The organism is Shewanella sp. NKUCC05_KAH, assembly GCF_019345585.1.
Lineage (GTDB): Bacteria > Pseudomonadota > Gammaproteobacteria > Enterobacterales > Shewanellaceae > Shewanella > Shewanella oncorhynchi.
The window spans coordinates 82,627-95,154 of sequence record NZ_JAHKQZ010000023.1; the positions used below are offsets into that span (position 1 = coordinate 82,627).

Genomic DNA, 12,528 nt, shown 5'->3' on the forward strand with positions numbered 1-12,528 from the left:
CGCTATCAATGTGTGAGACGCAGTTCGTGGCGGTGTTCATGCTGATAATGCTCGGCGCAGGAGGTGCAGCGTTGTTCGGTGGGATCTTGGCTTAAGCGTTCAGTTTCAATTTCTGCCTCACAATCCGAGCAAAGACCGTAGAGACCTAAGTCGAGCTGGCAAAAGGCGGCATCAAGTTTATTTAATCGGCAAAATAGTGGGTGTTCAGCCAGTGGTGTCTGAGCCAATTTATCAATTAATTCTGCCAGACTCAGGCTAGCGTAATGCTCCCCTATGGCTTCGAGGAACAGAGGGAGCGCGCCTATTTCTTTCCTTAGATTAGCTTCAAGCTCTGACAATTCATGTCTGATATGGGTGGTGCTCACGTAAAATCGCCTATTTCATTTGACTCTAGGCGTCCAGTCTAATAGTTCCACTATCAACGACTATGATAAAGATCAAGTATCTGCCACATTTTCGGTTTTTTAGCCGTTAAAAATCGAAAAAGTACTTCATTCTTATCGCATTATATGTGCTACGGCAAAAGCCCTTTTATCATAAATATCGTCGCGATTATTCGTCGCATAAGTTCCGTTGCGCCGTTTCTAATACGCGGACTATTTCTTCCGTTGTTTTAAAGACTCGCAGTTCCCTAAACAAGGTATCGGCTTCGGGATATTGACGGTTGAGATAGGTGAACCACTGTTTGATCCGGGCTGGATAATAGTCACTCTTACGGCCATTGAGTTCCCTTTGGGTATAACTGAGCATGAGCCCTAAGGTTTGCGCCCAAGTATAAGGAGTAGCTCCTGTCTTGATAGTATCAGCCAAGTTCGGCAATGAAATTGCCCCACGGCCGATCATTATACTGTCGCAGCCCGTGACCTCGATACAACGCTTAGCATCGTCACTGTTCCAAATTTCACCGTTGGCGATCACTGGGATCGGCAAACGTTTGCGCACTTCGGTGATGTATTCCCAGTAGGCTGGCGGTCTGTAACCGTCGACTTTACTGCGTGCATGGATGGCAAGTTCAGTTGCACCAGCTTCATACACAGCAATGGCATTTTCCATAAACAGTGACTTATCTTCATAGCCCAAACGTATTTTGGCCGTTACGGCATGCTCTTTTGGTACTGCTTGACGCATGGCTTTGACAATATCGTGCACACTCTCAGGATATTGCAATAATACGGCGCCACCTTTACTGCGGTTAACAATTTTTGCTGGACAGCCAAAGTTTGCATCAACACCGTGTGAGCCTAACTCAATGGCACGCAGGGCATTTTCGCCCATACATTGGGGTTCTTGACCAAGTAATTGTACTCGTACTGGCGTACCTGAAGGGGTGTTGCCGTTGTTGAGCAGTTCAGGACACAGTTTGAGAAAGACCTTTTCAGGCAGCAGTTGGTCTACCACTCGCACAAATTCGGTGACGAGCAAATCGTAGGGATTGATGGTCGATAGGATGTCACGCATCAAAGCGTCTACTACGCCTTCCATTGGAGCCAAAATCACACGCACTGCAGTAAACCCATATCTGTTGCAAAGGGCGAGCATTCTACCTTATCAGCCCTAAGTTACAAAGTGGCCTAGTGAAGGAGGATGAATAGGTGCGCCAATAAATAAAATCCAAGCTAAACTGATTGTCCTAGCAGGATATTTTTACCATTTCTGTGACTTAGTGATATTTTTTGCAATAGAATCGAAATAAGGCAGGTCTTTTGTTGTAAGCCAGCTACTTAAACTGTTGTTGGTCATTATTACTCAATAAACAAGAAGGGATTATTTATGAATTCAGTTAAAAAAACAGCAGTTGCAGTAGCGTTAGGTTCAGTTGTGATGAGTTCAGCTTTTGCTGTCAATGCACAAACTAACCCATTTGGTTTTGAAGCTATGGATGCGGGCTATCAAATTGTCGGTTCAGAAGGCAAATGTGGTGAAGCCAAATGCGGCGCAGATATGAAGAAAGCCGCCGCTGAAAAAGCCAAAGAAGGTAAGTGTGGTGAGGCGAAATGCGGTGCTGAGATGAAAAAAGCGGCTGCAGATAAAGCTCATGAGGGGAAATGTGGCGAAGCGAAATGCGGTGCTGACATGAAGAAAGCCGCTGATAAGGCCGATGAAGGTAAGTGTGGTGAAGCGAAATGTGGCGCTGATATGAAGAAAACCGCCGAAAAAGTGGATGCTAAAGTCGAAGCCGTTAAAAAAGAAGTGAAGTAAAGCGGGTTTGTTTTATCCCTGCAGTTATTGGGATAATTGAGCCTAAAGAGGCCAGCCAGCGCTGGTCTCTTGTGTTTTATTCTTAAGCGATTACAGGTTAGCGTTCGTGAGGTTCTATGAATGATCAAAAAAATACGGCACAGGTAGGGCTGGGATTAAGACGAGAAATGCTCAGTGAATTTTGTTTACAGGTACCTGATGCTATTCATTTTTTTGAAGTGGCGCCTGAGAATTGGATGACCTTAGGTGGTAAGTTTGGCCGCCAATTTCGTGAGTTGACAGAGCAACATACTTTCTACTGCCACGGTTTGAGTTTATCCATTGGTAGCCCTGAACCCTTAGATCTCGCGTTTGTAAAAAATATCAAAACCTTTATGGATTTACATCAAATCCAAGTCTATTCCGAACATTTAAGTTATTGCTCAGGGCAAGGTCACTTATATGATTTAATGCCTATCCCTTTTACCGACGCTGCGGTGAAGCATGTGGCGGCGCGGGTCAAGCAAGTAGAGGATATTCTAGAGCGGCCGCTCATTTTAGAAAATGTGTCTTTTTATGCCGCTCCAGGTGCGCAAATGACAGAATTTGAATTCGTTAATGCCGTGCTGCAAGAAGCAGATTGTAAACTGCTACTGGATGTGAACAACATCTATGTGAACTCGATAAACCATCAATACGATGCCGATGCCTTTTTACAGGCCATGCCGACGGAGCGCATCGCTTATCTGCATATTGCTGGGCACTACAAACAAGCTGAAGATCTGCTCATTGATACCCATGGCGCAGCCATTAACGATCCCGTCTGGACATTATTACAGCGCTGTTATGCTTTGCATGGGGTAAAACCGACCTTGCTTGAGCGTGACTTTAATTTGCCGACAACCGCTGAATTGTTGCTCGAGATAAATCAAATTCACGCTTATCAAATGGCGGCGTCCAGCTCCCATGCCCAAAATAGTGCTCATGCCGTAAAGAGGAGCGCCTAATGGATTTTAAGCAAGTGCAGCAATCCTTTATCGATTATATCCGCGATCCCTCTTCGCCATTGCCCGTGGATACTGATGTCCGGCGTATGCAGGTTTACCGCGAGTTATTTTTTAATAATGTGCTGGGATTTGTGTCGAACGGCTTCCCCGTGCTGAAAAGTTTGTATTCTGAGGAGGATTGGCTGACTTTGGTGCAGCGTTTTTTCAGTCAACATGATTGCCAATCGCCGATTTTTATCGATATAGCGAGTGAGTTTTTAGATTTTTTACAGCAGGAATATCAGCCCACGGCAAATGATCCTGTTTTTATGCTCGAATTAGCGCACTATGAATGGCTAGAGTTGGCCGTTGCGGTCGCACAGGCGAGTGAGGATGAATCTCAACTCAGCTCAGCGCAAATGTCGACGCAGACTTTATGTTTGTCGCAGACGGCGAGGGTAGCGCAGTATCATTTTGAGGTGCAGCACATTCGTCAGGATTATCGTCCGCAGCAACAACTCGATACGCCAGTGTTTTTTTGTCTCTATCAAGATGCCGATTGCGAAGTGTGCTTCTTACAGTTAAATCCCTTAAGCGCACAGGTGCTGGCATTTCTTCAAGCTCAAGGCCAAGCGGGTTTTAAAGAGATAGTTGATTGGTTAACAATCACTTACCCTCAAATGGCGCCAGAGATTATTGAGCAAGGTTGTATGCAGTTACTCGAGCAATTAGCGGCCAAAGGGATAGTGCGCGGACGTCAGTCTTAAGGTTGGGATTATTGCCGAAATAAATGCAATAACCCTACATTTAGAGGGTTTTTATTAATTTGACAAACCGCTACAATGTCGGCCTTTTTGTGATCTCAATCACTGTACGATTCTTGCGCACTTATACTTGCACATACTAGAGGAGCTGTAATGAGTAGTCAGCCGTTCAAAGACCCATTTAATTTTTTGTATTTTATTGGTTTTATTTTAGTTTTACTGTTGCCGACTCTGCCAGCAAGTCTGTCTTGGTTAAAGCATTTAGGTTTAATTTAAGCGAGCGTTAATCTCTAGCGCGTAGCTTATTGGCCACTCTTCGAGTGGCTTTTGTTTTTCCGATAAAGGGCATTTAAACCTATGGTATTAAAGCGCGGATTATTTTTACTGTTAGGCTTAACCGCTTTAGTCTTAGGTTTAGTCGGTATCGTGCTACCGATATTGCCGACCGTGCCTTTTATCTTGCTTGCTGCCTTCTGCTTTGCCCGCTCGAGTGAACGTTTACACCATTGGTTGATGACACATCCCTGGTTTGCCGACGCCTTAACCCAGTGGCAAGAGCAGCGAGCAATGCGTAAGGGATTGAAACGCAAAGCCATGATAGTTAGCGCACTCAGTTTTAGTGTCAGTATTATTGTGGTCCCTATCCTTTGGGTAAAAGGTCTGCTGTTTGTCATGGCATTGGTCCTACTTTGGTATCTTAAAGGTATACCTGAAATAGAGGGATGATTGAGTGATTGAATGGGCTCAGGCGCTGTGACTGAAAGTTTAGTCGTGTTCTTGTTGAGGCTATTTAACTGAGAGCCAACAGGGTTTGATCTAAGGCACAAATTGATAACCTTTCCATCACTTGTGCATTGTGATTGTTGCAACTAAAACTAAAGCGGCATAAGCTTTGTCCGACTTTCGACAATGCGTCCACCCAGTGTGGACGTTTTGTTTTATACCGCCACCGCTAGGTTGGTGAATTGATTAAGTAACTTATTAAGCAAATATGATGGCTATGAATACAGAAACCTTATCCTTGATAAAGCAAAGCATTAAAACGATTCCTAATTATCCTAAGGAAGGGATTTTATTTCGAGATGTCACCAGTTTGCTTGAGAATGCAGCAGCCTATAAAGCGACCATCGACTTGTTAGTTGAACATTATCGTGGTCAAGGCTTTACCAAAATTGTGGGCACTGAAGCCCGTGGTTTCTTATTTGGTGCTCCGTTGGCTTTAGAATTGGGTATCGGTTTTGTACCTGTGCGTAAACCCGGCAAATTGCCGCGTGCAACCATCAGCCAAAGCTATGAACTGGAATACGGTCACGATAGCCTAGAAATTCATACTGATGCGATTAGCGCAAATGACAAAGTGCTCGTTGTTGACGATTTACTCGCCACTGGCGGTACTATCGAAGCGACCGTTAAACTGATCCGCCAACTCGGCGGTGAAGTTAAACATGCGGCCTTTGTGATCTCATTACCTGATTTAGGTGGTGAAGCCCGTTTAACCGCATTAGGGCTTGAGTTGGTTAAACTTTGTGAGTTTGAAGGCGAATAAATCTGCAGCTAAAGGCGCCTTGGGATAGTTTGATGGCATGTCAAATCATGGCATGTTATCTTTCAAAGTTCTCGGGGCGCATGCTCCCGCTTTTGTATCACATACTCTGGGGAGTTCCATGTCATATCAGGTGTTAGCCAGAAAATGGCGCCCTGCCACATTTGATCAAATGGTTGGCCAAAGCCATGTTTTGCATGCCTTGACCAATGCGTTAAGCCAGCAGCGCTTACACCATGCTTACCTGTTTACGGGAACGCGCGGTGTTGGTAAAACCAGTTTAGCGCGACTCTTTGCCAAAGGCTTAAATTGCGAACAAGGTGTGACAGCCACTCCCTGTGGTGTTTGCGGCAGTTGTGTGGAAATCGCCCAAGGCCGTTTTGTCGATTTGATTGAAGTCGATGCCGCATCTCGCACTAAAGTCGATGATACCCGTGAGCTGTTAGACAATGTGCAGTATCGTCCAACCCGTGGCCGCTTTAAGGTTTATCTCATCGACGAAGTGCATATGCTGTCACGCAGCAGTTTTAACGCACTGCTAAAAACTTTAGAAGAACCCCCCGAGCACGTTAAATTTCTTCTGGCGACAACCGATCCGCAGAAACTGCCCGTGACTGTGTTATCCCGTTGTTTGCAGTTCAATTTAAAAAGCCTGACCCAAGCTGAAATTGGCACTCAGCTCAATCATATATTGACCCAAGAGCAGTTTCCCTTTGATGCAGAAGCCCTAAAATTGCTGGCCAAAGCTGCCAATGGCAGTATGCGTGATGCCTTGAGTTTGACAGATCAAGCCATCGCCTTTGGTGGCGGTAATGTGATGCTTGGCCAAGTGCAAACCATGCTTGGCAGCATTGATGAGCAGCATGTAGTTGCCTTGCTTAACGCCTTAACCGATGCCGATATTGGTGTGCTAATGCATACCTGTGCCCAAGTGCTCGCGTACGGCGCAGATGCCCAAGAAGTGCTACGCAGTTTACTTGAGTTGTTACATCAAATTACCTTGACCCAATTTGCCCCCGCTTGCGCGCAGCAATCCTTGTATAGCGCACAAATTCGCGCCTTTGCCGAACAGCTTAAGCCGGAACAAGTGCAGCTTTATTATCAGATTTTATTAACAGGCCGCAAAGACTTACCCCATGCACCGGATCCTAAATCGGGTCTTGAGATGGCGCTATTACGCGCTGTTGCGTTTGTGCCGGAAAAGCCAGTAAAGCGCTGGCAGCCTGATGCGGTCGCTGAGATCAGTTTATCCGAAGGGCAAACGCCAGTTGCGACAGCGCAAGCTCATGATGTAAAAGAACAAAAGTTTGCTGAGCCACATACTGCGGAACAACTGCCTGCTGAAAAAAAAACGGTATTAATTGAGCCCACCGTAGCGAGTCAGGCTGAAACTGTTCAAACCGCTGCCGTTGAGGCGACATGTGAGCTTGTTGATGTAGTAGAACATGAGTTTGGATCTGAACTTGAAGCGGATGCGGCGTTAATCGCTGAGCAGGCGATTATCTTAAGTCAGGCCCAGAGTCAGGGATTTAACAATGACATCTTGAATACCAGCACAGTGAATGCCGAGGCTAAATCTCAAACGGTATCAACCGTTCAAGCGTCTCTTATACACACTTCAGAATCCGTTGCTGGTATCAAGGCATCGGTTGTTTGTATTGATACTCAGAATATTCAAGAAATTGAATTAGTCACAACAGCTTCCGAACCGAGTCGAGTGAATACGGCAGAGCCTGAAACTGCTGTCAATTCAACAGCGGTTGAGTGTGGTGACAGTGTAGATAAAGCACTTTTTGATAAAGACCCTGCTGCAGAGAGCATCTTCGATAACAACATCGATAACAACGCGTTTGAGCTAGGGCATGATGCCAATCGTCTTGATGGAAATGAAGCTGAGCATTCATATCCAGCGATAGGGGATTATGCCCTAGAGTCAGCTCCGCTTGATTCCTATCAAGACGTTTATGCTGATTTCTCCTCTGGCGCTTATAATGATGATAACTTTAACCATGGCTTTGATTCGCAAGAGGCTATAAATTCTGTTGATGTTCAAAGTTCTGTAGGTGTTTCAAACGCTGCAGGCATGCAAGCTTCTGCTGATCGTCAGTTAGCACCTGTGGCTCAAGTCTTCACTCAATCACAGACCTCAGTATTTGAACCAATACAAGACCAAGCGCAACAACAAACCGCTTCAGCATCCTTAGCCGACGACGATATTCTTTCAGCTGTATTGGCGGCTCGGGATTCGCTGCTATCTGATCTTGACGCCTTAAGTGCTATGGACGGTGATGAAAAAAAGTCGTCATTGGACTCAAAACTTAAGACGCCAAACACTAAATTACATGGTGTAACCTTACCTAAATCGGTTACTAAAATTGAAGCGAGTCAGCCAAGTGTGGCATTTTCTGTTGATCCAGCATCTGACTTAGACCCTGATTTAGCTATAGATTTTGATGATGACTTCGACTTAGATCTTGAGCCTATCGAGCTGCACCAAGCAGTATCTTCAGTCGTCATCTCAACTGGAATTGTCTCTGAGAAGCCTGTCAAACCGTCCGCTGCAGATGATCGTCCGCCTTGGGAGGCAGCGCCTGAAGCTGAATCTATCGAAGTGACGCAAGTCGATAGCAATAAGACTGACAGTGTTCAGCCTGTGAGCGCGCAAGCTACTGATATAAATAATGTTCAAGCCTGTCATGCTCAAGAGCTTTTAGGCGCGAGTTACGCACCTAATCATGCACAAGATGACACTCTATCCCTGAGTGACGGGCAGCTCGCAGCATCAAGTTTGAAGTCGGAGATACTTCAAACTCACGTTGTACACCAAGAAGAAATACCCGGCTCAGAGTTTGTCTCGGTTAGCGCAACAGCACTGACAAATGCGTCGAATGCAGTGGAACACACGCATGAGACACAAGTCGCGCTCAGTTCGACTCAACCTATTAGCGGCCATCCATTAGATTTACATTGGTACAAGTTGATGGCGAGCTTAGAGATCGGCGGGCGAGTGCGGCAACTGGCGGTTAATTCTGTCTGCCAAACCTTGAGCGATCCTTTGCCGTTGCTGCTTAAACCAAACCAGAAGCATCTAGCGGCCGATGTTGCCATAGTGCAGCTTGAGCAAGCCTTAACTACCGCGCTCGGGAACCCAAGACGGGTACAAGTGGTCATAGGAATCGATGAACAGCGGGAAACGCCCTTAGAGTTACGTAAGCGTTTCCATCAAGAGTTGCTGCAACAAGCGCATCAATCATTGATTCATGATGACAATGTGCAATGGTTGATCCAACGTATGGGCGCCGAACTCGATGCCGATAGTCTAGTGTATCCGCCAGAGTTGTTGAATTTACGCAGTCAGCAAATACAAGCGTTACCAGAGTTAACTGAGGCCGCGAGTTAGCCATTATTGGCGAGTCTTTGGGTAAAATTTTCATCGTTAATTTGTAGCGTTGTGGTTTAAATTTAGGCTTCGAGTGCATATTTATAGTGATGCTGCTGAGAAACTCTGCATCGAGATCATAAGTTTATTAACAAGATAACGGCATTGATTGCCAATCCCATTTATTTAAGTAAGATTAGCCGCGTTAATGCTTGCGACTAACCCTAATAGAAGAGAAATGACTATGTTTGGAAAAGGCGGTATGGGCAATTTGATGAAACAGGCCCAGATGATGCAAGAAAAAATGGCCAAAATGCAGGAAGAAATCGCCCGTATGGAAATGGTGGGTGAATCTGGTGCTGGTTTGGTGAAAGTGACTATGACAGGCGCGCACACAGTGCGTAAAGTCGAAATCGACCCAAGCCTGATGGAAGACGACAAAGAAATGCTGGAAGATTTGATTGCTGCGGCCTGTAATGACGCTGCCCGTCGAATCGAAGAAAACCAAAAAACTAAAATGGCTGAAGTTACTGGTGGCATGCAATTACCACCAGGCATGAAAATGCCATTTTAATTGAGATAGCCGATGAAATTTAGTCCATTGTTAGATGAGTTAATTCAGTCCCTGCGTTGTTTACCTGGGGTTGGGCCTAAATCGGCGCAACGTATGGCGTTTCAGTTACTTGAACGCGACCGAAAAGCAGGGCTTAAGTTAGCCAGTGCGCTGTCCAGTGCGATGAGTGACGTCGGTCATTGTCAGTCTTGCCGAACCTACACTGAAGAAACCCTCTGTCCGATCTGTGCTAGCCATAAACGCGGAACCTCCTCCACCATTTGTGTGGTGGAAACGCCGGCTGATGTGTTAGCCATTGAAGCGGGTGGACATTTCACTGGCCGTTACTTTGTGCTTTTAGGCCATTTATCGCCCCTCGATGGCGTGGGGCCAGAAGAGTTAGGCTTAGCGTTACTCGAGCGCCATTTGGCATCGGGTGATGTCACCGAACTGATTTTAGCGACAAATCCAACAGTAGAAGGTGAGGCTACAGCGCATTTTATTGCCGATATGGCCAGACGTCACAAAGTGATGATAAGCCGCATTGCCCATGGCGTACCCGTAGGTGGCGAGTTGGAATACGTGGATAGTACTACGTTGGCGCTGTCCTTTAATGGTCGTTTACCACTTTAATTAAACAGTTTATATTAGAACCATACTATTGTTTGTATTGGATTAATTGAAGGCTGAAGTATTCAACTCAATTATCATTTTAGTGCCTGAATCTTATAAACCCGCCAAGATCCTATCTTGAGCGGGTTTTTATTTGCCCAAAGTTTCAACCTAGGTATTGAGGCTGGGTTATGGAGACTGGGCGGTGGTTGATTCAATTCCTATATTGATTGATATCTATCTATATAAAATCCATGTTTATCAATAGTTTTTTAAATTTCATACTTGTCTTATGTGAGCTTCATCCGTAAAGTCGGTTTGATAATAATCGGGTTGAGTTGCTTAATCACAGTGATCCACAGCATGCCTAAGTCAATTCGTTGGGCTTAGACCTGTGTGCTTAGCTTTGTGTACGTTGAATTGGTCACGTCTTTTTTATTTGAAAACTAGGGAGGGGACTCATTGGGAAATATTACGATTAGGCATGCAGAGAAGAGTGATGCTGCAGCCATTCAAGCAGTATATGCCTGTCCAAATGCCTATGCCGGTACCTTGCAATTACCTTTGCCATCGACCGATAAATGGGAGGCGCGTCTTGCAGCAACATCGAATCATGTTCATCGTTATGTTGCAGAGATTGAAGGTGAAATTGTCGGTGAGTTGGGTTTTGAAGTGTATGAGCAACCTCGCCGTAGGCATGTTGCCTCCTTTGGTATGGGTGTAAAAGACAGTTGGCAAGGCCGCGGTATAGGCAGTGCCTTGATTAACGCGATGCTTGAGCTTACCGATAAATGGATGAATATAAAACGAATTGAATTAACGGTTTATACCGATAATCATGCCGCCATTGGTCTATATAAAAAGTTTGGCTTTGTAATGGAAGGTGAGTCGAAGGATTTTGCTTTTAGAAATGGTGAGTTTGTCAGTGTGTATCATATGGCGCGGTTAAAATAACATTCTGATCTCTATGTATTTTATCTGTTGCTTTTAAGGCTCTTAATCTAAGAACGAACTTTAAATACTCACTCTAAGTACTAACTTTAAGAATTTGCTCTAAGCGCTCAATTTAAGAACTTACTTCAAGAGCTCACTTTACGGACCGAGGTCTTGGAATAGCATTAAGCGCTCATTTTCAGAGCTCGCTTTAGGTGCTAAGTGTATGTCTATCTCAACTTTTAAGGATAAAAATGGGACTCATTTTATTGCCGCTGCTGATACTTTGGTTGGGTGTCGGTATTTATGCCATACGTATCGGCTATCAAGTATTGGCTGGGGCTTCTCAATTAAGCTATGCACTCAGTGTTTGCACTCTCGCTATAGTGGCATTACTGCTTTATCTCTATTTCGGTTTCGCTCAATTTAAGGAAAATAAAGAGTTGTGGGCGTTCGAAATCTCGATGTTTTTTGCCGCGAATAAGTTCGCTTTTGGCATCATGATTCTTGGTCTAATACTGCACTGGTTCGGTCAAGGTGTTCTCACTTCCGCTTATTTGAAACCTCTACCTTTCATCATGATTTTCACCGTTTCCTTTGGTGCTATGGCAGGAGTCATATTGTCCGACACTTTTATAGCGAAATTTGACATCCAAAAAATGCATTGATGTCAGCTGAACAGTTTAAATCTTATTTTGGACGCTGTTGTTGAAGATGATTTGAACTGATGGCTTTCATCGGTTGTTTATAGGTCGTTGAATCCGATGAGCTACCATGGTGATCTGGTTAGGATTTTACAGAGGGTTATTACGAATTTTAGATACAAAAAAACCAGCTTGTGCTGGTTATTTTTCTCTTTCATTAAAGATAATTGGTTGCAGGAGCTGGATTGCTAATGTTAAATCAGCGACGACCTTCACCCTTTGTTTATAAAGAATTGAGCCCGACGAGTGAGCATGTTGCTCTGTTCTGTATTTAACTGTGGTTTTCTATGAATTTCAGATATAAAAAAACCAGCTTATGCTGGTCAATTTTCTCTTTCAGAAAGAGAATTGGTTGCGGGAGCCGGATTTGAACCGACGACCTTCGGGTTATGAGCCCGACGAGCTACCATGCTGCTCCATCCCGCGTCCGATTGTTGCTGTTAATAACTGTTTTAATTCTGTCATCTAAGAATTGGTTGCAGTAGCAGCATTTGAACTGACTACCTTCGCCTGTTGTTTATAAGGAGTTGAGCCCAATAAGCTGTTTCTCGTTATAAACACATATATAAAGTGGTTGCGGGAGCCGGATTTGAACCGACGACCTTCGGGTTATGAGCCCGACGAGCTACCATGCTGCTCCATCCCGCGTCCGATTATTGCTGTTAATAACTGTTTTAATTCTGTCATCTAAGAATTGGTTGCTGTAGCCGGATTTGAACTGACGACCTTCGCCTGTTGTTTATAAGGAGTTGAGCCCGATAAACAGTTTCTCTTTATAAACACATATAGAAAGTGGTTGCGGGAGCCGGATTTGAACCGACGACCTTCGGGTTATGAGCCCGACGAGCTACCATGCTGCTCCATCCCGCGTCCGAT

Annotated in this window: 13 protein-coding genes and 3 tRNA genes; 11 read left to right on the forward strand and 5 right to left on the reverse strand. The window is 44.9% G+C overall.

All coding sequences use genetic code 11. The features are described 5' to 3' along the window. Window positions 1–5: 5 nt before the first annotated feature. Together KO533_RS18880 and KO533_RS18885 are read right to left on the reverse strand one after the other, a co-directional pair. Window positions 6–365, reverse strand: coding sequence for a TraR/DksA C4-type zinc finger protein (locus KO533_RS18880; RefSeq protein ID WP_105252207.1), 360 nt, complete (start codon window positions 363–365; stop codon window positions 6–8). A 187-nt stretch (window positions 366–552) separates the two neighbouring features. After that, window positions 553–1,503, reverse strand: a complete 951-nt coding sequence (locus KO533_RS18885; protein ID WP_105253104.1) for a tRNA-dihydrouridine synthase — start codon at window positions 1,501–1,503, stop codon at window positions 553–555. 267 nt (window positions 1,504–1,770) lie between these two features. Here KO533_RS18885 and KO533_RS18890 point away from each other — a divergent pair, with 267 nt between their 5' ends. The 11 genes from KO533_RS18890 to KO533_RS18935 all read left to right on the forward strand — a co-directional run bounded on the left by KO533_RS18890 (window position 1,771) and on the right by KO533_RS18935 (window position 11,616). Then, entirely contained in the window at window positions 1,771–2,199 is a 429-nt protein-coding gene (locus KO533_RS18890; protein WP_219255630.1) for a hypothetical protein, read from the forward strand. A gap of 116 nt (window positions 2,200–2,315) precedes the next feature. Further along, window positions 2,316–3,185 (forward strand): DUF692 domain-containing protein, encoded by an 870-nt coding sequence (locus KO533_RS18895; protein ID WP_219255632.1) that lies wholly within the window; start codon window positions 2,316–2,318, stop codon window positions 3,183–3,185. Then, a complete protein-coding gene (locus tag KO533_RS18900) occupies window positions 3,185–3,931 on the forward strand; it encodes a putative DNA-binding domain-containing protein (protein ID WP_219255634.1) in 747 nt (248 codons plus the stop codon). The genes KO533_RS18895 and KO533_RS18900 overlap by 1 nt, the downstream gene beginning before the upstream one ends. A gap of 150 nt (window positions 3,932–4,081) precedes the next feature. Further along, window positions 4,082–4,204 carry a hypothetical protein gene (locus KO533_RS22785; RefSeq protein WP_006082086.1) on the forward strand — a complete coding sequence of 41 codons (123 nt, stop codon included), beginning with the start codon at window positions 4,082–4,084 and terminating at the stop codon, window positions 4,202–4,204. An 81-nt stretch (window positions 4,205–4,285) separates the two neighbouring features. Further along, window positions 4,286–4,654 (forward strand): YbaN family protein, encoded by a 369-nt coding sequence (locus KO533_RS18905; RefSeq protein WP_113940896.1) that lies wholly within the window; start codon window positions 4,286–4,288, stop codon window positions 4,652–4,654. A 268-nt stretch (window positions 4,655–4,922) separates the two neighbouring features. Beyond that, window positions 4,923–5,474, forward strand: a complete 552-nt coding sequence (gene apt, locus KO533_RS18910) for an adenine phosphoribosyltransferase (RefSeq protein WP_105252212.1) — start codon at window positions 4,923–4,925, stop codon at window positions 5,472–5,474. Window positions 5,475–5,511: 37 nt separating this feature from the next. Next, the gene (gene dnaX / locus KO533_RS18915) at window positions 5,512–8,871 is read left to right on the forward strand and encodes a DNA polymerase III subunit gamma/tau (protein WP_219255636.1); all 3,360 of its coding nucleotides are present in this window, start codon (window positions 5,512–5,514) and stop codon (window positions 8,869–8,871) included. Between the two features lie 223 nt (window positions 8,872–9,094). Beyond that, window positions 9,095–9,424, forward strand: a complete 330-nt coding sequence (locus KO533_RS18920) for a YbaB/EbfC family nucleoid-associated protein (RefSeq protein WP_028759630.1) — start codon at window positions 9,095–9,097, stop codon at window positions 9,422–9,424. A gap of 12 nt (window positions 9,425–9,436) precedes the next feature. Beyond that, on the forward strand, window positions 9,437–10,036 hold the full coding sequence (gene recR, locus KO533_RS18925) for a recombination mediator RecR (protein WP_028759631.1): 600 nt from the start codon (window positions 9,437–9,439) through the stop codon (window positions 10,034–10,036). 441 nt (window positions 10,037–10,477) lie between these two features. Then, window positions 10,478–10,969, forward strand: coding sequence for a GNAT family N-acetyltransferase (locus KO533_RS18930; RefSeq protein ID WP_028759632.1), 492 nt, complete (start codon window positions 10,478–10,480; stop codon window positions 10,967–10,969). A 233-nt stretch (window positions 10,970–11,202) separates the two neighbouring features. After that, window positions 11,203–11,616 (forward strand): hypothetical protein, encoded by a 414-nt coding sequence (locus KO533_RS18935; RefSeq protein WP_028759633.1) that lies wholly within the window; start codon window positions 11,203–11,205, stop codon window positions 11,614–11,616. A 385-nt stretch (window positions 11,617–12,001) separates the two neighbouring features. Here the strand turns inward: KO533_RS18935 and KO533_RS18940 are convergent. From KO533_RS18940 to KO533_RS18950, 3 genes are all read right to left on the reverse strand, one after another. After that, window positions 12,002–12,078, reverse strand: a tRNA-Met gene (locus KO533_RS18940). Between the two features lie 145 nt (window positions 12,079–12,223). Next, window positions 12,224–12,300, reverse strand: a tRNA-Met gene (locus tag KO533_RS18945). Window positions 12,301–12,445: 145 nt separating this feature from the next. Beyond that, window positions 12,446–12,522, reverse strand: a tRNA-Met gene (locus KO533_RS18950). Window positions 12,523–12,528 lie beyond the last annotated feature (6 nt).

Excerpts from the sequence above, each read along its gene's own strand:
- KO533_RS22785 (WP_006082086.1), top strand. The coding sequence starts at position 4,082 with ATGAGTAGTCAGCCGTTCAAAGACCCATTTAATTTTTTGTATTTTATT.
- KO533_RS18905 (WP_113940896.1), top strand. The coding sequence starts at position 4,286 with ATGGTATTAAAGCGCGGATTATTTTTACTGTTAGGCTTAACCGCTTTA.
- KO533_RS18895 (WP_219255632.1), top strand. The coding sequence starts at position 2,316 with ATGAATGATCAAAAAAATACGGCACAGGTAGGGCTGGGATTAAGACGA.
- KO533_RS18920 (WP_028759630.1), top strand. The coding sequence starts at position 9,095 with ATGTTTGGAAAAGGCGGTATGGGCAATTTGATGAAACAGGCCCAGATG.
- KO533_RS18900 (WP_219255634.1), top strand. The coding sequence starts at position 3,185 with ATGGATTTTAAGCAAGTGCAGCAATCCTTTATCGATTATATCCGCGAT.
- KO533_RS18890 (WP_219255630.1), top strand. The coding sequence starts at position 1,771 with ATGAATTCAGTTAAAAAAACAGCAGTTGCAGTAGCGTTAGGTTCAGTT.
- dnaX (WP_219255636.1), top strand. The coding sequence starts at position 5,512 with ATGTCAAATCATGGCATGTTATCTTTCAAAGTTCTCGGGGCGCATGCT.
- recR (WP_028759631.1), top strand. The coding sequence starts at position 9,437 with ATGAAATTTAGTCCATTGTTAGATGAGTTAATTCAGTCCCTGCGTTGT.
- KO533_RS18935 (WP_028759633.1), top strand. The coding sequence starts at position 11,203 with ATGGGACTCATTTTATTGCCGCTGCTGATACTTTGGTTGGGTGTCGGT.
- apt (WP_105252212.1), top strand. The coding sequence starts at position 4,923 with ATGGCTATGAATACAGAAACCTTATCCTTGATAAAGCAAAGCATTAAA.